Origin of the sequence: Streptomyces sp. HUAS 15-9, from assembly GCF_025642155.1 — a bacterium.
In the GTDB taxonomy this organism is placed as follows: domain Bacteria; phylum Actinomycetota; class Actinomycetes; order Streptomycetales; family Streptomycetaceae; genus Streptomyces.
In genome coordinates this window covers 4402550-4423249 of record NZ_CP106798.1, presented here as the reverse complement: position 1 = coordinate 4423249, position 20700 = coordinate 4402550, and the positions used below count along the sequence as shown (strand labels likewise).

At 69.5% G+C, this 20700-nt stretch carries 12 protein-coding genes, 1 tRNA gene and 2 pseudogenes; 6 read left to right on the top strand and 9 right to left on the bottom strand.

From position 1 onward, the window contains the following. Positions 1-102 precede the first annotated feature (102 nt). Positions 103-624: a hypothetical protein gene (locus N8I87_RS20430; protein WP_263210614.1), complete on the top strand. Its 522-nt coding sequence runs from the start codon at positions 103-105 to the stop codon at positions 622-624. Between the two features lie 406 nt (positions 625-1030). Next, a complete protein-coding gene (locus N8I87_RS20425) occupies positions 1031-5032 on the top strand; it encodes an nSTAND1 domain-containing NTPase (RefSeq protein WP_263210613.1) in 4002 nt (1333 codons plus the stop codon). Positions 5033-5311: 279 nt separating this feature from the next. Here N8I87_RS20425 and N8I87_RS20420 read toward each other — a convergent pair. From N8I87_RS20420 to dnaA, 9 genes and pseudogenes are all read right to left on the bottom strand, one after another. Further along, a tRNA-Ile gene (locus tag N8I87_RS20420) sits at positions 5312-5388 on the bottom strand. A 109-nt stretch (positions 5389-5497) separates the two neighbouring features. Continuing rightward, positions 5498-6299, bottom strand: a pseudogene (locus N8I87_RS20415) (DUF3566 domain-containing protein). Between the two features lie 18 nt (positions 6300-6317). Then, positions 6318-8912 carry a DNA gyrase subunit A gene (gene gyrA, locus N8I87_RS20410; RefSeq protein ID WP_263210612.1) on the bottom strand — a complete coding sequence of 865 codons (2595 nt, stop codon included), beginning with the start codon at positions 8910-8912 and terminating at the stop codon, positions 6318-6320. Between the two features lie 42 nt (positions 8913-8954). Further along, positions 8955-10994: a DNA topoisomerase (ATP-hydrolyzing) subunit B gene (gene gyrB / locus N8I87_RS20405; protein WP_263216563.1), complete on the bottom strand. Its 2040-nt coding sequence runs from the start codon at positions 10992-10994 to the stop codon at positions 8955-8957. Between the two features lie 420 nt (positions 10995-11414). Next, positions 11415-11957, bottom strand: coding sequence for a DciA family protein (locus tag N8I87_RS20400; RefSeq protein WP_263210611.1), 543 nt, complete (start codon positions 11955-11957; stop codon positions 11415-11417). Next, positions 11954-13075: a DNA replication/repair protein RecF gene (recF, locus tag N8I87_RS20395; RefSeq protein ID WP_263210610.1), complete on the bottom strand. Its 1122-nt coding sequence runs from the start codon at positions 13073-13075 to the stop codon at positions 11954-11956. Before recF ends, N8I87_RS20400 begins: the two co-directional genes overlap by 4 nt. A 67-nt stretch (positions 13076-13142) precedes the next feature. Then, on the bottom strand, positions 13143-14018 hold the full coding sequence (gene gnd, locus N8I87_RS20390) for a phosphogluconate dehydrogenase (NAD(+)-dependent, decarboxylating) (protein WP_263210609.1): 876 nt from the start codon (positions 14016-14018) through the stop codon (positions 13143-13145). Positions 14019-14181: 163 nt separating this feature from the next. Then, complete coding sequence (dnaN, locus tag N8I87_RS20385; protein WP_263210608.1) at positions 14182-15312, bottom strand: DNA polymerase III subunit beta; 1131 nt, start codon at positions 15310-15312, stop codon at positions 14182-14184. A gap of 861 nt (positions 15313-16173) precedes the next feature. Continuing rightward, a pseudogene (gene dnaA, locus N8I87_RS44050) lies at positions 16174-18134 on the bottom strand (chromosomal replication initiator protein DnaA). Positions 18135-18530: 396 nt separating this feature from the next. Here dnaA and rpmH point away from each other — a divergent pair. Genes rpmH through yidC form a run of 4 tightly spaced genes read left to right on the top strand, consistent with a single transcriptional unit; the run spans position 18531 to position 20686 of the window. Next, positions 18531-18668: a 50S ribosomal protein L34 gene (rpmH, locus tag N8I87_RS20370; RefSeq protein WP_003956500.1), complete on the top strand. Its 138-nt coding sequence runs from the start codon at positions 18531-18533 to the stop codon at positions 18666-18668. A 21-nt stretch (positions 18669-18689) separates the two neighbouring features. Beyond that, the gene (gene rnpA / locus N8I87_RS20365; protein ID WP_263210606.1) at positions 18690-19061 is read left to right on the top strand and encodes a ribonuclease P protein component; all 372 of its coding nucleotides are present in this window, start codon (positions 18690-18692) and stop codon (positions 19059-19061) included. Beyond that, positions 19058-19423 carry a membrane protein insertion efficiency factor YidD gene (gene yidD, locus N8I87_RS20360; protein ID WP_263210605.1) on the top strand — a complete coding sequence of 122 codons (366 nt, stop codon included), beginning with the start codon at positions 19058-19060 and terminating at the stop codon, positions 19421-19423. The genes rnpA and yidD overlap by 4 nt, the downstream gene beginning before the upstream one ends. 3 nt (positions 19424-19426) lie before the next feature. Beyond that, complete coding sequence (gene yidC / locus N8I87_RS20355; RefSeq protein WP_263210604.1) at positions 19427-20686, top strand: membrane protein insertase YidC; 1260 nt, start codon at positions 19427-19429, stop codon at positions 20684-20686. Positions 20687-20700: the final 14 nt, after the last annotated feature.

Here is a 20700-nt window from a genome sequence, read left to right as displayed (position 1 = left end):
GACGGGCAAGGGCGCGCTTCTGGTCTCTTCGCCCCCGTCGTGACACCCTGCCCGCGCCGCCGAGCAGCGTCAGGCGTCGTACGGGCGAACGAGGAGGCAGGGATGGCTGAACCGCGAGACACGCAAGACGCACAGGACGTACGGGTCGTACGGGGCGTACGGGGCGTAGGGGATCCGGTGTCGGTGGAGGCGCTCAGGAAACTTCACTCCGCCCGCGCGAACAGCGCGTACGACCGCGCCGCGGCCATGTGCCGGCACGCCGGAATCGAGCGGGACGCGGCCGAGATCGTGCCGAAGAGCCCCGTCGGACGGGCCGCCAACGCCCTGCGCCTGTCCGGGGAGTCGATCACCGCGCTCACCGAGAGGGCACCCGACCCGGCGGCGGACGCCCGGTGCGCCCGGAACGCCGCGGCCGCCGCGGCGCTGGCCGCGCAGGTGGCCCAGTCGCGCGACGACCGCACCGAAGCCGTCGAGGCGCTGCGCGCGGCCCTGGCCGCCTCCCGGGCCGCCGCGGTCGCGGCGGGCGGGACGGCTGCGGGAAGGGACCCGTCCCTGAACGACGCGGCCGAGGACACGGAGGGACACGCGGTCGCCGCCGCTCGTGCCGCGGGCTGGATCCGCTGACCGGAACCGGGACCTCTGCTGTGCCGCGTCGTTCGGCTCCGGTCCCTCCCCACGTGGGGACCGGCGCCGAACGACGCGGAGGAGGCCGGACCCGAGGTGGGTTGGAGACAGCCCTCGAGGGACTGTCCGCACGGGTCCTTCAAGCTCGTACGACGAGAGCGACACCGCCGTCCGGTGAGTCCGCCGGAAGGTGACCGAGAACATGCGGCGTCGTGAGCTGTCTCTTCGAACGCTGAGCAGGTGGCCTGTCCGGGCGGCGTCCGCGGGACCCGCCCCTACGGCGGAATCCTGCCAGTCGAGGCCCCCGCCGAGGAGGCTCGGGCGTCCGGGTACCGGCTTCCTCGCAGGTCAGCCGGATAGAGTGGGTTTTCCGGTCCGGATGCCCAGGTGCGGGGGGAAGTAAGGGGTGGACACCTTGAGTTCCGACTCAGGGGCACGAACAGCCTTCGCGGAACGTCTCGCGCTGCTGTACAAGGAGGCGGGAAACCCTCCCCTCAAACGCGTGGCCGAGGCGGTCGACCGGCTTCACCGGGTCGACGAACGAGGGCGCCCGGTACGGGTGTCCGCCCAGCGGATCAGCGACTGGCGGAGGGCGAAGAACGTACCGGCCCAGTTCGCCGCGCTCGCCGCGGTGCTGCACGTACTGATCCCCCAGGCCCGGCGCTCGCAGCCCGCGCCGGTCTCCGCGGGCCTGTACGACCTGGCCCAGTGGCAGCGTCTGTGGGAGCGCGCGGTGGCCGACCCGGTGGGCGACCGGGCCGCGGGATCCGCGGAGGATGAGGAACAGGCTCCGGCCGACGTCCGGGCCGTCCCCGGCGTGTGCCCGTACCGGGGGCTCGCCTCGTACCGCAGGCAGGACGCCCGGTGGTTCTTCGGCCGCGAGCGCAGCACGGACGCCCTGGTCGCCCAGCTCCGCGCCGCCGAGCGGACCGGTGGTCTGGTCGTGCTCGTCGGGGCCTCGGGCGCGGGGAAGTCCTCCCTGCTGAACGCCGGTCTGGTGCCCGCGCTGCAGAGCGGCGCGGCGGACGACGAGGACGGCCCGGCCCGGGGCGTCCTGCAGCTCATGCCCGGCGCCGATCCGCTCGCGGAACTGGTCCGCCGCATCCCCGAACTGGAGAAGGTCCTCTCCCCGAAGGAGGAACCCGGCACCCCGGAGTTCGATCGGGCGGTGCGGGAGGCCGTGACGGCATGGGCGCGGCGCGAGGCGCCCGGGGCCGCCCGTCCGGTCGTCATCGTGGACCAGTTCGAAGAGGCGTTCACCCTCTGCTCCGACGAGACGAGCAGGCGCACCTTCGTCCGGCTGCTGCACACCGCCTGCTCACCCGGCGGCCCTGACGACCCGGCCCCCGTGCTCGTGGTCCTGGGCATACGCGCCGACTTCTACGACCAGTGCCTGCGCCACCCCGAACTCGCCGACGCGCTGCAGCACCGGCACATGGTCCTCGGCCCGCTGACCACGGCGGAACTGCGCGAGGCGGTGACGGGTCCGGCCAAGGCCGTCGGTGTGGAACTCGAGCCGGGGCTCGCGGAGCTGATAGTCCGGGAGGTGAGCGCCGACGGCCCCCGGGGTGCGCACGACGCCGGCGTACTGCCGCTGTTGTCCCACGCCCTGCTCGCCACCTGGCAGCGGCGCAAGGCGGGACGGCTGAGCCTGGCCGGCTACCGCGCGGCGGGCGGCATCCAGGGGGCGGTGGCGGCGACCGCCGAACGGGCCTGGTCCGGCCTCGACCCGGCGGCCCGCGCGGCCGCGCGGCTGCTCCTGCTCAGGCTGGTCCGGCTGAGCGAGGACACCCAGGCCACCCGTCGCCGGGGCACTCGACGCCAGCTGGCCCAGGAGTCGACGGACCCCGGCAAGACGGAGGAGTCGCTGGAGGCTCTGGTGCGTGCCCGGCTGGTGACCCTGGACGCGGAGACCGTCGAGATCACCCATGAGGCGCTGCTGCACGCCTGGCCCCGGCTGCGCGACTGGATCGACGAGGACCGGGGCGGCAACCTGCTGCGCCAGCGACTGGAGGAGGACGGCCGGTCCTGGGAGGACTCCGAGCGCGACACGTCACTGCTCTACCGGGGTTCCAGGCTGGAGCAGGCCCACAACTGGGTGAAGTCCGCCGGTGACACCTTCCTCACCAGGAGCGCGGTGGAGTTCCTGGAGGCTTCGGTCCGGCTGCGCAGGCGCACGGTGTGGATCAGCCGTGCCGCCGTGTCGGCCCTGGTCGTCCTGGCCGTACTGGCCGTCGGCTCGGCGGTGATCGCCCGCCAGCAGCGCGACGACGCGGTGTTCCAGCAGGTGGTCGCCGAGGCCGACCGCGTCCAGTACACGGACCCGTCGCTGTCCGCCCAGCTCGACCTGGTGGCGCACGGTCTGCGGCCCGACGACGAGGGCACGAACAGCCGGCTGATCTCGATCGTCAACGCCCCGCTGGCCACCCCCCTCCTGGGCCACACCGGCGCCGTCTACCTCACCACGTTCAGCCCGAACGGCCACGTCCTGGCCACCGCCAGCTACGACCGGACCGTCCGGCTGTGGGACGTGACCGACCCGACCCACCCGAGGCCCCTCGGCAAGCCCCTCACCGGCCACACCAGTTGGGTGAGCACCGCGGTCTTCAGCCCCGACGGCCACACCCTCGCCAGCGCCGCGGACGACGGGACGATCCGGCTGTGGGACGTACGGGACCCCGCGCACCCGCGCGCCCTCGGCAAGCCCCTGACCGGCCACGACGGCACGATCTACCTGCTCGCCTTCAGCCCGGACGGCCGCACCCTGGCCGCCGCGGACGAAGATCGCACCGTACGCCTGTGGGACGTACACGCACCGGCCCGGCCCACCTCGCTCTCCACCCTGACCGGCCACACCGGCGCCGTACGCTCCGTGGCCTTCAGCCCCGACGGCCACACGCTGGCGGCCGGGGGCGACGACAACACGATCCTGCTGTGGAACACCACCGACCCACGCCGTCCGGCGCCGCTCGGCACCCCGCTCACCGGCCACACCTCCACCGTGCACTCGGTCGCCTTCAGCCCCGACGGCCGCACCCTCGCCTCCGGCAGCGCGGACGACACCATCCGCCTGTGGGACGTGAGCTCACCGCGCCGTGCCCGCCAGTTCGGCGCGCCGCTCACCGGGCACACCGGTCCCATCTGGTCGGTGGCCTTCAGCCCGGACGGCACCATGCTCGCCGCCGGCAGCGCCGACAGCACGGCGAGCCTGTGGAACGTCCGCAATCCGGCCTACCCGTCCCAGGTCGGCGAGCCCCTCGCGGGCAGCAGCGGCGAGATGTACGCGGTGGGCTTCAGCCCCGACGGGCGGACCCTGGCCACCGGCAGCGGGGACAACAAGGTGCGGTTGTGGTCGATCCCGGCCTCGGACATGATCGGCCGGATCGGGGCGTACCGCCCGGACGGGCGGGTGCTCGCCACGGCCGCGCGCGACGGGCGGGTGCGGCTGTGGAACGTGCAGAGCCCCGACCGGCCCGTCCTGCTGAGCGAGCCCTTCACGACCGGGGAGCGGGACCTGCGGTCGCTGGTGTTCTCCCCCGACGGCCGCACGCTCGCCGTGCTGACCGGGACCAGCAACACGGTGCAGCTGTGGAACGTCGCCGATCCCGGTGATCCCGTCGCCCACGGCCGGCCGCTCGCGCTGCGGACCCGGTTCGCGGGCGGCGACGCGCTGGCCATCAGCCCCGACGGCCGCACCCTGGCCGCCGACTACGACGACCGGACCATCCAGCTGCTGGACATCACCGACCCGGCCCGCCCGAGGCGCCTGGGCAAGCTCCTCACCGGCCACACCGGATACGTCAACGCGCTCGTCTTCAGCCCGGACGGCCGCACCCTCGCCAGTGGCAGCGCCGATACGACGGTCCGCCTGTGGAACGTGACCGACCCACGTCACGCCACCGTCCTCGGCGCTCCCCTCAAGGAGCACCTGGGGCCGGTCAACGCGCTCGCCTACAGCCCCGACGGCCACACGCTGGCCAGCGGCAGCGACGACGGCACGGTCCGGCTGTGGAACGTCGCCCACCCCGTGCGGGCGACCGGGCTCGGCCCCGTTCCCAGCGGCCACACCGAGGCGGTCGTGTCGCTGACGTTCAGCCAGGACGGCCGCACGCTGGCCAGCGGCGGCAACGACGACACGGTCCGGCTGTGGAACGTCGCCCACCCCTCCTCGGCCTCTCCCATCGGCCAGTCGATGAGCCCCAACGCCAAGACGGGCAACTTCCTGTCGTTCAGCCCCAACAGCCACATGCTCGGGGTGTCCAGCGGCGCCGACACCGTGCGGCTGTGGAAGCTGGACGTGGACGAGGCGATCGACCACATCTGCTCGATCACCCGGGGCGTTCTGACGCCGGAGAAGTGGCAGGAGTACCTGCCCAGGCTCTCGTACGAGCCGCCTTGCGACCGGTGACGTCACCGACCGTTCCGGACAGCGCTTGCGTGATCCCGATCACAACTGCTCGGTGCAGCAGAGCGGTCGGCTCCCATGGCGCCAGCACCCTTGTTACTGTTGGCCACAGCCCGATCGCTGGTGCATCCCCCGTCGCCAGCGGTCGGGTCTTTTGCTGCACCGATTCATGCGCCGCCGGGCGTTCTCGCCCGCCCAGGAGCATGACATGCCACAACACGAACCTGACGTGCCACAACACGCGAAGACCCCCGGCCCTTGCTGGACCGGGGGTCTTCATGCTGGTGGGGCTAACAGGATTTGAACCTGTGGCCTCATCCTTATCAGGGATGCGCTCTAACCAACTGAGCTATAGCCCCGCCGCGCTCTGCGGTGTGTCCCGCGCGCTGACTCCTGAAGATTAGCGCACGACCGGGGCAGTCCCAAAATCGGTTGTCGGAGGACTGTCAGCGAACGTTCGTGCGACGGTCACTCGTCCTCGGCCAGCGTCAGTTCGACACCGCCGACGAAGCCCGCGGAGAGGTTGTAGATGAACGCGCCGAGGGTGGCCAGGGCCGTCGCGAGGACGACATCGATCACCGCGATGATCGTCGCGAACATCAGGACGTGCGGGAGGGACAGGAAGGCCTGCAGGTCGAAGCCGTTGGCCTCGTTCGAGCCGGTCGCCTCCGAGATGGTTCCGCCGACCGTCGAGAACACGCCCATCGCGTTCATGACCATCCACAGCACGGCGGACGCGACGATCGTGCAGATGCCCAGCGCGATGGAGAGCAGGAAGCTGACCTTCATCACCGACCACGGGTCGGCCTTGGCCACGCGCAGCCGCGCCTTGCGGGTGCGGGGCGTGGTGCGCGCGCCGGTGCGCGCCCGGCGTACGGCACCCGCCGGAGCCTGCGCCGGGTAGGCCTGCGGCGGATGGTAGGGCCCGGAGGGCTGCTGCTGCTCGGCGCTCGCCGGGCAGCGGCGAAGCGGCCTGCGCCTCGGGGGCGTCGGCCGGGGGCTGGGCGCCCGGAGCGGCCGGGCCCGCTCCAGCCGCGTGCTGCTGGGTCTGCGGGCCTCGGGTGTCCGTCACAGTTCCCCCCTGGGATCCATGAGTGTCGGGCGAGTGCGAGTCGGTCCCGGAGGACTTGACCGGCTTGAGATTGGTCGTGTGCGGGTCCGTCGGGGTTCCCGCGTTCGTGGCGGAGCCACGGCCGCTGCCGTCGTCGTGCATCCCGGCAGAGGTCCCGGTCGGGCTACCGACCGGACCGGCGCCCGTGGCTCCGCTCACGCTGACTCACTCCTCGTGCTACTCGGCCGAGGGCGCCTCACCCTCGTCCGTGCCGGTGGCCGCGGCACCCTCGGCGGTCTCGTCCACGACATCCTCGCCGTCGACCTCCTCCGCCTCGCGCCCCGCCTCGGCGTTTCGGGCGATACCGACCACGGCATCGCGCTTGCCCAGGTTGATCAGTTGGACGCCCATGGTGTCACGGCCCGTCTCCCTGACCTCGTTGACTCGCGTACGAATCACACCGCCGGACAGCGTGATGGCGAGGATCTCGTCGGTCTCCTCGACCACCAGCGCGCCGACGAGCGATCCACGGTCCTCCACGATCTTGGCGGCCTTGATGCCGAGGCCACCGCGACCCTGAACGCGGTACTCGTCGACGACGGTCCGCTTCGCGTACCCGCCGTCCGTGGCAGTGAACACGAACGTACCGGGTCGAACAACATTCATCGACAAGAGTTCATCGCCCTCGCGGAAACTCATGCCCTTGACACCCGAGGTGGCACGGCCCATCGGCCGCAGCGACTCGTCCGTAGCGGTGAACCTGATCGACTGCGCCTTCTTGCTGATCAGCAGCAGATCATCATCGGCCGAAACGAGCTCGGCCCCGATCAGTTCGTCATCGGATCCGTCCTCACGCTCCCGCAGGTTGATGGCGATCACACCACCCGAGCGCGGCGAGTCGTAGTCCTTCAGCGAGGTCTTCTTGACCAGACCCCCCTTGGTGGCCAGCACCAGGTACGGGGCCGCCTCGTAGTCCCGGATCGCGAGGATCTCGGCGATCGACTCGTCCGGCTGGAAGGCCAGCAGGTTCGCGACATGCTGCCCGCGCGCGTCACGCCCGGCGTCCGGAAGCTCGTACGCCTTCGCCCGGTACACCCGGCCCTTGTTCGTGAAGAACAGCAGCCAGTGGTGCGTGGTCGAGACGAAGAAGTGGTCGACGATGTCGTCTTCCTTCAGCTTCGTACCACGCACACCCTTGCCGCCGCGCTTCTGCGCCCGGTAGTCGACGGTCTTGGTGCGCTTGACGTAGCCACCGCGCGAGACGGTGACCACGATGTCCTCCTCGGCGATGAGGTCCTCGATGGACATGTCACCGTCGTAGGGCACCAGCATGGTCTTGCGGTCCTCGCCGAACTTCTCGACGATCGCGGCGAGCTCCGCGCTGACGATGCCGCGCTGGCGGACCGGCGAGGCGAGGATCGCGTTGTACTCGGTGATCTTCGCCTGGAGTTCGTCGTGCTCCTGGACGATCTTCTGGCGCTCCAGGGCGGCCAGTCGGCGCAGCTGCATCTCGAGGATGGCGTTCGCCTGGATCTCGTCGATCTCCAGGAGACCCATCAGGCCCGTGCGCGCGACCTCGACGGTCTCGCTGCCCCGGATCAGGGCGATGACCTCGTCGATGGCGTCCAGGGCCTTCAGCAGACCGCGCAGGATGTGCGCCCGCTCCTCGGCCTTGCGTAGCCTGAAGCGCGTACGGCGGACGATGACCTCGATCTGGTGCGTCACCCAGTGCCGGATGAACGCGTCCAGGGACAGGGTGCGGGGCACTCCGTCGACCAGCGCCAGCATGTTGGCGCCGAAGTTCGTCTGCAGGTCGGTGTGCTTGTAGAGGTTGTTCAGCACGACCTTGGCGACCGCGTCCCGCTTCAGGACGATGACCAGGCGCTGGCCCGTGCGCGAGGAGGTCTCGTCACGGACGTCGGCGATGCCGCCGATCTTGCCGTCCTTCACCAGGTCGGCGATCTTCTGCGCCAGGTTGTCCGGGTTGACCTGGTACGGCAGCTCCGTCACCACCAGGCACTGGCGGTTCTGGATCTCCTCGACCTCGACGACCGCGCGCATGGTGATCGAGCCGCGGCCCGTGCGGTAGGCCTCCTCGATGCCCTTGCGGCCCACCACGAGCGCGCCGGTGGGGAAGTCCGGGCCCTTGATGCGCTCGACGAGCGCGTCGAGGAGCTCCTCGTGCGAGGCCTCCGGGTTCTCCAGGTACCACTGGGCGCCGGCCGCGACCTCCCGCAGGTTGTGCGGCGGGATGTTGGTCGCCATACCGACCGCGATCCCGGCCGAGCCGTTGATCAGCAGGTTCGGGAAGCGGGCAGGCAGGACGGTCGGCTCCTGGGAGCGGCCGTCGTAGTTGTCCGTGAAGTCGACGGTCTCCTCGTCGATGTCACGGACCATCTCCATCGACAGCGGCGCCATCTTGCACTCGGTGTAGCGCATGGCGGCCGCCGGGTCGTTGCCCGGGGAGCCGAAGTTGCCGTTGGAGTCGACGAGCGGCATCCGCATCGCCCACGGCTGGGCGAGACGCACCAGCGCGTCGTAGATGGAGCTGTCGCCGTGCGGGTGGTAATTGCCCATGACGTCGCCGACGACGCGGGCGCACTTGTAGAAGCCGCGCTCGGGGCGGTAGCCCCCGTCGTACATGGCGTACAGGACACGGCGGTGGACGGGCTTGAGACCGTCACGGACGTCGGGCAGAGCGCGGGAGACGATGACGGACATCGCGTAGTCGAGGTACGAGCGCTGCATCTCCGTCTCGAGCCCGACGGGCTCGACGCGGACGATCGCCTCGCCGCTGTCTTCAGGGGTGACAGGAGTGTTCTCGTCGGCCATTGCTGGTGAAGATCCTTCCTGGTGCGGTCAGCTGAGACCGACTCAGATGTCGAGGAAGCGGACGTCCTTGGCGTTGCGCTGGATGAACGCGCGGCGGGCCTCGACGTCCTCGCCCATGAGGACCGAGAAGAGATCGTCCGCCTGGGCGGCGTCGTCGAGGGTGACCTGGCCGAGCACGCGGTGCTCGATGTCCATGGTGGTCACCCGCAGCTCCTCGGCGTTCATCTCGCCGAGACCCTTGAAGCGCTGGATCGAGTCCTCCCTGACGCGCTTGCCGCGCTGCCGGCCCAGCTCCAGCAGGGCGTCGCGCTCACGGTCGGAGTACGCGTACTCCACCTCGTCCCGGCCCCACTTGATCTTGTAGAGCGGGGGACGGGACAGGAACACGTGCCCGGCCTCGACCAGCGGCCGCATGAAGCGGAACAGGAAGGTCAGCAGCAGGGTGTTGATGTGCTGGCCGTCGACGTCGGCGTCCGCCATCAGGATGATCTTGTGATAGCGGAGCTTCTCGATGTCGAAGTCCTCGTGCACACCCGTGCCGAAGGCCGAGATCAGCGCCTGGATCTCCTGGTTCTGCAGGATCTTGTCGATCCGCGCCTTCTCCACGTTGAGGATCTTGCCGCGGATCGGGAGGATCGCCTGGTACTGCGGGTTGCGGCCGGACTTGGCCGAGCCGCCGGCGGAGTCACCCTCGACGATGAAGATCTCGCACTTGGTGGGGTCGTTCGACTGGCAGTCGGAGAGCTTGCCCGGCAGGGACGCCGACTCCAGCAGGCCCTTGCGCCGCGTGAGGTCACGGGCCTTGCGGGCCGCCACGCGCGCGGTGGCCGCCTGGATGCCCTTGCGGATGATGTCCGCGGCCTCGTTCGGGTTGCGGTCCAGCCAGTCGTTGAGGTGCTCGTAGACCGCCTTCTGGACGAAGGTCTTCGCCTCCGTGTTGCCCAGCTTGGTCTTGGTCTGGCCCTCGAACTGGGGCTCGCTCAGCTTCACCGAGATGATCGCGGTCAGACCCTCACGGATGTCGTCACCGGTGAGGTTGTCGTCCTTCTCGCGCAGCAGCTTCTTGTCGCGCGCGTACTTGTTGATCAGGCTCGTGAGGGCCGCGCGGAAGCCCTCCTCGTGCGTGCCGCCCTCGTGCGTGTGGATGATGTTCGCGAAGGAGTACACACCCTCGCTGTAGCCGCTGTTCCACTGCATCGCGACCTCGAGGGACAGGCTCTTGTCCTTGTCCTCGGCCTCCAGGTCGATCACGGTGGCGTGCACCACGTCGCCCTTGCGGGAGTTGAGGTACTTCACGAAGTCGACGATGCCGCCCTCGTAGCGGTACGTGACGGTCTTGACCTCGTCCTTCTCGTCCGCGCCCGCCTCGTCCGCACCGGCCGTGGCCTTCGCCGACTCGCGCTCGTCGGTGAGCCTGATGGTCAGGCCCTTGTTGAGGAACGCCATCTCCTGGAAACGCCGCGAGAGCGTCTCGAAGGAGTACTCGGTGGTCTCGAAGATGTCCTGGTCGGCCCAGAAGGTGACCGACGTGCCATGCTCGTCCGTCTCCTCGTGCCGGTCGAGCGGCGCCGTCGGGACACCCATCTTGTAGTCCTGCGTCCAGCGGTGACCGTCGGTCCTGACCTCGACCGACACCTTGCTGGACAGGGCGTTCACGACGGACACGCCGACACCGTGCAGACCGCCGGAGACGGCGTAGCCGCCACCGCCGAACTTGCCGCCCGCGTGCAGCACCGTCAGGACGACCTCGAGGGCCGGCTTCCCCTCGGAGGGGACGATGCCCACCGGGATGCCACGGCCGTTGTCGACGACGCGCACACCGCCGTCGGCCAGGATCGTCACGTCGATGGTGTCCGCATGACCGGCCAGCGCCTCGTCGACCGAGTTGTCGACGACCTCGTACACCAGGTGGTGCAGACCGCGCTCGCCGGTGGAGCCGATGTACATACCGGGTCGCTTGCGGACCGCGTCCAGCCCTTCGAGCACGGTGATGGCGCTGGCGTCGTACGAGGCGGTGACCTCACCGTTCGCGCCGGCGTCGGTGGACGGGATGTTCTCGTTGGGGTTGCCGGAATCGGCCACGAAGCGCCCTTTCTGGCACTGGCACAGCACGAGCCGGACTCCTGGGGGCGCCCCCTTGGGGAAGGGTTGCCGGAGCGGCTGCGGCATGTTGCGTTGGTAAGCCTTGATCAGCGTTGCTCAGCTTTTCCCGGGCCTCCCCACGACTGGGGCGGGATTGGCTTCCAGTCTACCGGTAGCGCCGACAGTGATGGGGGTTTGCCGGTACCTGAGTCCCCATGTGCCGCCCTGAACCGGTCTCGGCCGGGTCCCGATATACGGAAGGGGGCTCCAAGAGGCTCACGGAGGCACTCAGCGCTTCCGGCTGTCAACCCTTGGCTACTCCGGGGTCAGGTCGGGATTCGCCACCGCGTGCGGTCGTACGACAAGACGTCGCGCCTGTGTACGACGGCACCGCGCACCGGCTCCACCACGTGAGGTATGTCACTCGTAGGTGTCACCGGGGCCCGTGCTCCCCGGGGCGCGCAAGGAGCCGTAGCGGCGGACGGGACCACCGGGACCGTTCACCTTGATCAGCTTCACGGTGCCGTGGCCGAGGTCCTCGTTGAGCCGGGCGACCAGCGTCGGGGCCAGCAGCCGCAGCTGGGTCGCCCACGCCGTGGAGTCGCACTGCACGCTCAGGACACGCTCGTCCTCGTCGTACCGCTGCGGTACGCAGTGCTTGGCCAGGTCCTCGCCGACGATCTGCGGCCAGCGGCCCATGACCCCGCCCACCGCGGCCGGCGTCTCCCAGCCGCGCTCATTGATCAGCCGGTTGATCGCGGCACCGAGCGCCATGGGGTCGCGGCCGTCGGCGCGCGCGCCGGAGCGCAGGCCACCGCGCCGCGCCTGCTTCCTCTCCTGCGCCGCGGCGCCACGCGCGCGCGCCTGCTCCTTCGCGGCGCGCAACGCCACGCGCGCCAGGTCGACCCCGGAGGGCTCGGGAGCCTTCCCGGGGCCCTGGGGAGCGGTTTCGTCGCCGCTCATACGCGCTCCACCGTCCCCTCGGCCACGGTGTACCGCGCCCCCGCCAGCACGTGCGGCACGTCGTCGTCGACCGCGGCGGTCACCAGGACCTGCTCACCGGGCGCGACCAGCTCGGCCAGCCGCTCCCGGCGCCGGGCGTCCAGCTCGGCGAACACGTCGTCCAGGATCAGCACCGGCTCATTGCCCTCCGCGCGCAGAAGGTCGTACGACGCCAGGCGCAGCGCCAGCGCACAGGACCAGGACTCGCCGTGGGAGGCGTACCCCTTGGCGGGCAGCTGACCGAGTCTGAGGATCACATCGTCACGGTGCGGGCCCACCAGCGTCACGCCCCGCTCGATCTCCTGCTTACGGGCGTCGGCCAGGGCCGCCATCAGCTGGGCGCAGAGGTCCTCGCGCGTGTGGGCCTCGCCGGGGGCGGACGGCTTGTACTCCAGGGCGACAGGACCGCCGCCGGGGGCCAGCTGCTCGTACGCCTTGTCGGTCAGCGGATGGATCGCGGCGATCAGATCGAGGCGCTGGGCGAGCAGCTCGGCGCCCGCGCGCGCCAGATGCTGGTCCCACACGTCGAGCGTGGACAGGTCCATGGAACGGCCGCCGTGCCGACGGGCCAGCGCGGCCGACTTCAGGAGCGTGTTGCGCTGCTTGAGCACCCGCTCGTAGTCGGAGCGCACACCCGCCATGCGCGGGGAGCGGGCGGTGATCAGCTCGTCGAGGAAGCGGCGCCGCTCACCGGGGTCGCCCTTGACCAGGGCGAGGTCCTCGGGCGCGAACAGCACGGTCCGTACGATCCCGAGCACATCACGCGGCCTGACCTGCGAGGACCTGTTGATACGGGCGCGGTTGGCCTTGCCCGGGTTCAGCTCCAGCTCGATTAGTTGCTGCCGTTCGCCCTGTCTGACCTGCGCCCGGATGATCGCGCGGTCGGCGCCCATGCGGACCAGGGGAGCGTCGGAGGCGACCCGGTGGCTGCCCAGGGTGGCGAGATAGCCGATGGCCTCGACGAGATTCGTCTTCCCCTGCCCGTTGGGGCCGACGAAGGCGGTGACGCCCGGGTCGAGCGGGACCTCGACCCGGGCGTACGAGCGGAAGTCGGCCAGCGACAGATGCGTGACGTGCATGGTCGTTCGCCGACCTCCCCCAAGGTTGTGGATCGCGGGGCGACCCTGTGGACCATTTCTTCGTGGACTACTTCTTCTCCACGGCGTGACCGCCGAACTGGTTGCGCAGCGCGGCGATCATCTTCATCTGCGGCGAGTCCTCCTGCCGGGAGGCGAACCGCGCGAACAGCGAGGCGGTGATCGCGGGAAGCGGCACCGCGTTGTCTATGGCGGCCTCCACAGTCCACCGGCCCTCGCCGGAGTCCTGTGCATAACCCTTCAGCTCGTCCAGGTGCTCGTCCTCGTCGAGGGCGTTGACCGCGAGGTCGAGCAGCCAGGAACGGATGACCGTGCCCTCCTGCCAGGAGCGGAAGACCTCACGGACGTCGGTCACGGAGTCGACCTTCTCCAGGAGCTCCCAGCCCTCGGCATAGGCCTGCATCATCGCGTACTCGATGCCGTTGTGGACCATCTTCGCGAAGTGGCCCGCGCCGACCTTGCCCGCGTGCACCGCGCCCAGGTCGCCCTCGGGCTTGAGCGCGTCGAAGACCGGCTGCACCTTGGCGACGTTCTCGGCGTCGCCGCCGTACATCAGCGCGTAGCCGTTCTCCAGGCCCCAGACGCCGCCGGAGACACCGCAGTCGACGAAGCCGATGCCCTTGGCGGCCAGCTCCCGGGCGTGCCGCTCGTCGTCCGTCCAGCGGGAGTTGCCGCCGTCCACGACCACGTCGCCGGGCTCCAGGAGCTCGGCGAGCTCGTCGATCGTGGACTGCGTGGGCTCACCGGCCGGGACCATCACCCAGACCACGCGCGGGCCGGAGAGCTTGCCCACAAGCTCTTCCAGGCTGGGGACATCCGCGAGGTCCGCGTTGCGGTCGTATCCGATGACGGTGTGGCCCGCGCGGCGAATCCGCTCGCGCATGTTGCCGCCCATCTTGCCGAGGCCGACGAGACCGAGGTCCATCAGTTGATCCTTAGGTTGCTGTGTGACGTGTGGGGCACCTTCGTACCCACGTCCGAGCCTAAACCCGGACGCTCACGCACATCTGTGGGCATACGCGCTCATGCGTACGCCCTCACCTGCGGCTTCGTCCGACGGGGCGGTGACCGGTGGGAACGCGGCCCGCTCAGCCGCTGAGGCGCACCGGCATGATCAGGTACTTGTAGGCCTCGTCCGCCTCGGCGTCCACCGCCGGCTTGCCGCTGAGCAGCGCGGGCTTCGTGGACGTCGTGAACGACAGCTGGGCCACCGGGGAGTCGATGGCGCTCAGACCGTCGAGCAGGAAGGTCGGGTTGAAGGCGATCGAGATGTCGTCGCCGTCCAGCTGTGCGTCGACCCTTTCCACAGCCTGTGCGTCGTCGCTGGAGCCGGCCTCCAGGATGAGCACACCCTGCTCGAAGCTCAGCCGCACCGGGGTATTCCGCTCGGCGACCAGGGCGACGCGCTTGACGGCCTCCACGAAGGGGGCGGTCTCGATCACGGCGATGCTGTTGAACTCGGTCGGGAACAGCGTGCGGTACTTCGGGAGGTCGCCCTCCAGCAGGCGGGTCGTGGTCCGCCGCCCGGCCCCCTCGAAACCGATCAGACCCTCGCCCGCGCCCGAGCCGGACAGCGCAAGGGTCACGCTGTCGCCGCTGGTGAGCGCCTTGGCGGTGTCCAGGAGCGTCTTGGCGGGCACCAGGGCGACCGCGGAGGCGTCGGGGTTCTCCGGCTTCCACAGGAACTCACGGACCGCGAAGCGGTAGCGGTCGGTGGAGGCCAGGGTGACCGTGTCGCCCTCGATCTCGATGCGCACACCGGTGAGGACGGGCAGGGTGTCGTCGCGCCCCGCGGCGATGGCGACCTGCTGGACGGCGGAGGCGAAGACCTCACCGGGGACCGTGCCCGTCGCGTTCGGCATCTGGGGCAGGGACGGGTACTCCTCCACAGGCAGGGTGTGGAGTGTGAAGCGCGAGGAGCCGCAGACCACCGTCGCCCGTACACCGTCTGTGGAAATCTCCACCGGCCGGTTGGGCAGGGCGCGGGAGATGTCGGCGAGCAGACGGCCGGAGACCAGGACCGTGCCCTCCTCCTCGACCTCGGCCTCGACGGACACCCGCGCGGAGACCTCGTAGTCGAAGCTGGACAGGCTCAGCTGGCCGTCCTCGGCCTTCAGAAGCAGGCCGGCGAGGACAGGCGCCGGCGGACGGGCCGGAAGGCTGCGTGCCGCCCAGGCCACTGCCTCCGCGAGTACGTCGCGTTCCACCCGGATCTTCACCGTAAGCCGCCTCCTGCTGTTGCTACTGAGCCCTACGACTCGGTGTCACCGCCCACTGTGGCGGGAAGAACACCGGGGACCAGTCTGACGCACGGCACTGACAGTAGGTGCCCGTCGGGGTCAAGTCGTGCCGAGGGGCAGCCGGGCTCGAAACGGCGAGTTGTGCACAGGCCCCGCTTCGAAACGGATTCCGCACTCTCTCTAGTCGGAAGTAGTAGTAGGGCCTGTGGATACCGTGGATAACCACGTTTGCCCAGCTCAGCGCGGAAATTTTGTCCACCGGTCCTGTGGGTGACGGCGGTGGACAACCGGGCGTCTCTGTGGAGAACAAGAAGTTCTGCACACACCGCCCACAGCCCGAGGGCAGTTCTCCCCAGCTGCGTCCCCAGATTTACCCACGTTTCCCACACCCCAACCCGGCACCTTGATGTGACGCCTTTCACTCGACGCGGTGATCGGGTGCGCCGCGTTGCCGAACAGTGGACAGCCATGTGGAGAAGCTGGGGATCGCTGGGGACAACCGGCCCCAGCCTGTGGGCCGCCGGTGGACAACTCCGTGCACAGCCTGTGGATCTTTCCTTCGTCCACAGTCTGTGGAGATCCTTCGTCCACCAATCCACAACCAGGTGACCTGGTCTGATGGTCTTTCAACCGGGTCCGCTGTGGACACGATCTGGACAACTCCACAGTCCCCAGGATGTGGACGGAAGAAAGTCACCGAATCTGTGGAGAGAGGCCGTAACCCGGCTGGTAATCGAACATCGGGTTGCCGCCGGGTGACGGTCGAAGCCCCAGTGGAACGACGAAAGGCGCCCCCGGATGTCCTCCCGGGGGCGCCTTCACCGCATGAGGGGCTGGCGGTCAGCCGTTCTTGATGCGGTTGGTCAGCTCGGTGACCTGGTTGTAGATGGAGCGCCGCTCGGCCATCAGCGCGCGGATCTTGCGGTCGGCGTGCATCACGGTCGTGTGGTCTCGGCCGCCGAACTGGGCGCCGATCTTCGGCAGCGACAGGTCGGTGAGCTCACGGCACAGATACATGGCGATCTGGCGCGCGGTCACCAGGGCGCGGCCGCGCGAGGTGCCGCACAGGTCCTCGACCGTGAGGCCGAAGTAGTCGGCCGTCGCCGCCATGATGGCCGTCGCCGTGATCTCCGGCGCCGAGTCCTCGCCGCCCGGGATCAGGTCCTTGAGGACGATCTCCGTCAGGCCCAGGTCCACCGGCTGCCGGTTGAGCGACGCGAACGCGGTCACCCGGATCAGCGCGCCCTCCAGCTCGCGGATGTTGCGCGAGATGCGGGAGGCGATGAACTCCAGCACCTCCGGCGGGGCGTTCAGCTGCTCCTGCACCGCCTTCTTGCGCAGGATCGCGATGCGCGTCTCGAGCTCGGGCGGCTGGACGTCGGTGATCAGACCCCACTCGAAACGGTTGCGCAGCCGGTCCTCCAGCGTGACCAGCTGCTTGGGCGGCCGGTCGGAGGACAGCACGATCTGCTTGTTCGCGTTGTGGAGCGTGTTGAAGGTGTGGAAGAACTCCTCCTGCGTCGACTCCTTGTCCGCGAGGAACTGGATGTCGTCGACGAGCAGGATGTCCATCTCGCGGTAGCGCTTGCGGAAGCTGTCGCCCTTGCCGTCGCGGATGGAGTTGATGAACTCGTTGGTGAACTCCTCGGAGCTCACATAACGCACGCGCGTGCCCGGGTAGAGGCTGCGCGCGTAGTGCCCGATCGCGTGCAGCAGGTGCGTCTTGCCGAGTCCGGACTCCCCGTAGATGAAGAGGGGGTTGTACGCCTTCGCGGGTGCCTCGGCGACGGCGACCGCGGCCGCGTGCGCGAAGCGGTTCGAGGCGCCGATGACGAACGTGTCGAAGAGGTACTTCGGGTTCAGCCGCGCGGTCGGCTCGCCCGGACCGGTCGCCGCGCGGGCTGCGCGGCCAGCGGGCCGGGAGCACCGGTCGCCGGGCGCCCGGAGCCGCCCGGACCACCGCGGTGCGCCTGACCGGGGCCGGACGGCTCGGGCAGATCACGGCGGACGGTGTCGCGCTGGTCGTAGTCGGCGCGTGGCGGGTCGTACTCGGAGCGCTGCTGGTGGTCGTACCCAGGACGCTCCATCGACTGGGGGCGGTAGTCCTGGGACGGCGTGCCGTACGAGTCCTTGGCCGGGCCGTACGCGTCCTGGCCCGGACCGTAGGAGTCCTGTGAGCCGTAGGAGTCCTGCGCCGGCGGACCGTAGGAGTCGCGTGACGGCGGGCCGTAGGAGTCCTGCGAGGGCGAGGCATAGGGGTCCCGCTCCGGGAAGCCGAGCCGCGGCTGCTGCCAGCTGTACTCGTCCTGGGCGGGGCGCGGCCAGGCGCCGGGCTCGGGGCGCTGGTACTCGGAGGGATAGGCGGGACGGGCGGTCGGCAGCTGGTCCGGACGCGGAGCCTGGTCGCCGCCCTGCCGCTGGTCGCCGCGGTGGCGGCCGTAGCCGTCGTACTGCCCGGTGGGCAGCTCCGGCTCCTCGTAGCGGGACTGCTGGGCGGGGGGCGCCGGCGGGGCCGGGGGCTCGCCCGCGGAGTCGTCGACGGTGATCGCGATGCGGATCGGGCGGCCGCACTCGCGGCTCAGGGTGTCACTGACGATCGGGGCGAGGCGGCCTTCCAGTACGCCCTTCGCGAATTCGTTCGGTACGGCGAGCAGAGCGGTGTCCGCGACCAGCGCGAGGGGCTGGCAGCGCCGGATCCAGTGCTCGTCCTTCGCCTCCACACCCTGACCGCGGCCCTCACCGAGGAGCTGCTCCAGTACTCGTGGCCACACTGCGGCAAGATCGGCAGGTACGTCAGCCACAGGGCACGCTCTCTCACAGGTCCCACGAACGTGTGGTTCGAGGACGGGTCGGGATGTAGATCGGGTGGGCGGGCGGGAGGAACCCCGCTCGGCCGGGGATAAGGGAACGAATCGGAGTTCAGCCACGGTAGTCAGCGCGGCCCGTGCGGTTCAAGTTGTTGTCCCCAGCCTGTGGATAGTGTCTCGCGGTGACCCCTGGTTTGACCGGATGGCGCAGCCCCGCGTACCGTGACCAGGTCGAGTTGTCGATGGCTGCTGCCGCCTGCCTCCGATGGGCACAGGTCACTGAAGGTGATCGGTAAGCGGTGCACTCGGGCGTAACGCGAGCTACTCGTGGGCGCACGGTGACAGCCAGGACGGCACCCCGCAACTACCCGATTTTTCTGGAGCCCCCGAGTGAGCAAGCGCACCTTCCAGCCGAACAACCGTCGTCGCGCGAAGACCCACGGCTTCCGGCTGCGTATGCGTACCCGTGCCGGCCGCGCGATTCTTGCGTCCCGCCGTAGCAAGGGTCGCGCCCGCCTGTCCGCCTGATTCCGATCAGGTCATGACGTCGTGCTGCCCACCGAGAACCGGCTGAGGCGGCGCGAGGACTTCGCGACCGCGGTACGACGGGGTCGTCGGGCTGGCCGCCCGCTTCTCGTCGTCCACCTTCGTAGCGGTGCCACGGACCCGCACGCGCCTGGGGAGAGCGCTCCCTCGACGCGTGCGGGTTTCGTCGTGAGCAAGGCAGTGGGTGGAGCGGTCGTACGCAACACAGTGAAGCGCAGACTTCGCCATCTGATGCGTGACCGAGTCGCCCTGTTTCCCCCCGGTAGCCTGGTAGTCGTACGAGCGCTGCCCGGAGCGGGTGACGCAGACCATGCACAGCTGGCCCGAGACCTGGATGCCGCCCTTCAACGGCTGCTGGGAGGGGGCGCGCGATGAAGTACCCACTGCTGGCCCTGATCAAGCTGTACCAGTGGACGATCAGTCCGCTGCTCGGGCCGGTGTGCAAGTACTACCCGTCATGCTCCCACTACGGCTACACAGCCATCGACCGGCACGGTGCGATCAAGGGGACGGCACTCACCGCCTGGCGCATCCTCCGGTGCAATCCGTGGTCGCTGGGCGGTGTGGACCATGTTCCGCCGCGCAAGCGACCGCGGTGGCACGAAATGCTGCGCGGCGCCTGGCGCGCACGCAGGGGCGGGCCCTCCGCCGCCGAACCGGCCATCGACGGGAAGCTCCCTTCCGAGCCCCCTTCGAGCCCGGCCGCAGAGACCTCGTCCCATGCCCAAGGAGCATGATTAGTGGACACGATTGCCAGCCTCTTCAGCTTCATCACCACACCCGTCTCCTGGGTCATCGTCCAGTTCCACACGGTGTACGGCGCCATCTTCGGCCCTGACACCGGCTGGGCCTGGGGCCTGTCCATCGTGTCCCTGGTGATCCTGATCCGTATCTGCCTGATCCCGCTGTTCGTGAAGCAGATCAAGGCGACCCGGGCCATGCAGACGCTCCAGCCCGAGATGAAGAAGATCCAGGAGCGCTACAAGAACGACAAGCAGCGTCAGTCCGAAGAGATGATGAAGCTGTACAAGGAGTCGGGTACCAACCCGCTCTCCTCGTGCCTTCCCATCCTGGCGCAGTCCCCGTTCTTCTTCGCCCTGTACCACGTGCTCAACGGCATCGCGTCGGGCCAGACCATCGGTGTCATCAACCAGAGTCTCCTGGAGAGCGCGCAGAAGGCGCACATCTTCGGTGCTCCGCTGGCCGCGAAGTTCACGGACGGTGCGGCGAAGGTTGAGTCGCTCGGTGCCTCCATCACCGACGTCCGGGTCGTCACCGCGATCATGATCGTCCTGATGTCGGCGTCGCAGTTCTACACGCAGCGTCAGCTGATGACGAAGAACGTCGACACGACGGTGAAGACACCGTTCATGCAGCAGCAGAAGATGCTGATGTACGTCTTCCCGGTCATGTTCGCTGTCTTCGGCATCAACTTTCCGGTCGGTGTCCTCGTTTACTGGCTGACCACCAACGTGTGGACCATGGGCCAGCAGATGTACGTCATCCACAACAACCCGACCCCGGGTTCCAAGGCCCAGGCCGCCTACCTGGAGCGTCTGACCAAGCACGTGACGAGCCACGGCAAGACCCGTCGCCGCAGCGAGAAGACCATCGTCAAGGCGATTGTCGCCAAGGGCCGTGACCGCAACGAGTTCGAGCGCAAGTTCATCAACGCCCTGAGCAAGGCGGGCCTCGCCGCCGAGGCCGACGGCACCGTGGTGAAGAGCGAGAGCCCGGCCGCCGCTGTGTCCGAGGACGGTACGACCGCCGCTCCCCGGCGCCAGCAGCCCAAGCGCCAGTCGAAGGCGCAGCGGCAGTCCGGCGGCCCGAAGCAGGCCGACGACCCCACGCCGACCACCTCGCTGGAGAAGTCCGACGAGCCGCAGGACGCCAAGCCCGCCGCCAAGCAGGACCCGAAGCCCGGCACCGGGAACCGCAGCAAGGCCCAGTCCGGTCAGCGCAAGGGTCCGCAGCGGCCCAAGTCCCCGTCCAAGAAGTAAGAAGGAGTCCATCC

Excerpts from the sequence above, each read along its gene's own strand:
- yidD (WP_263210605.1), top strand. The coding sequence starts at position 19,058 with ATGAAGTACCCACTGCTGGCCCTGATCAAGCTGTACCAGTGGACGATC.
- N8I87_RS20400 (WP_263210611.1), bottom strand. The coding sequence starts at position 11,957 with ATGAGCGGCGACGAAACCGCTCCCCAGGGCCCCGGGAAGGCTCCCGAG.
- recF (WP_263210610.1), bottom strand. The coding sequence starts at position 13,075 with ATGCACGTCACGCATCTGTCGCTGGCCGACTTCCGCTCGTACGCCCGG.
- gnd (WP_263210609.1), bottom strand. The coding sequence starts at position 14,018 with ATGGACCTCGGTCTCGTCGGCCTCGGCAAGATGGGCGGCAACATGCGC.
- gyrA (WP_263210612.1), bottom strand. The coding sequence starts at position 8,912 with ATGGCCGACGAGAACACTCCTGTCACCCCTGAAGACAGCGGCGAGGCG.
- N8I87_RS20430 (WP_263210614.1), top strand. The coding sequence starts at position 103 with ATGGCTGAACCGCGAGACACGCAAGACGCACAGGACGTACGGGTCGTA.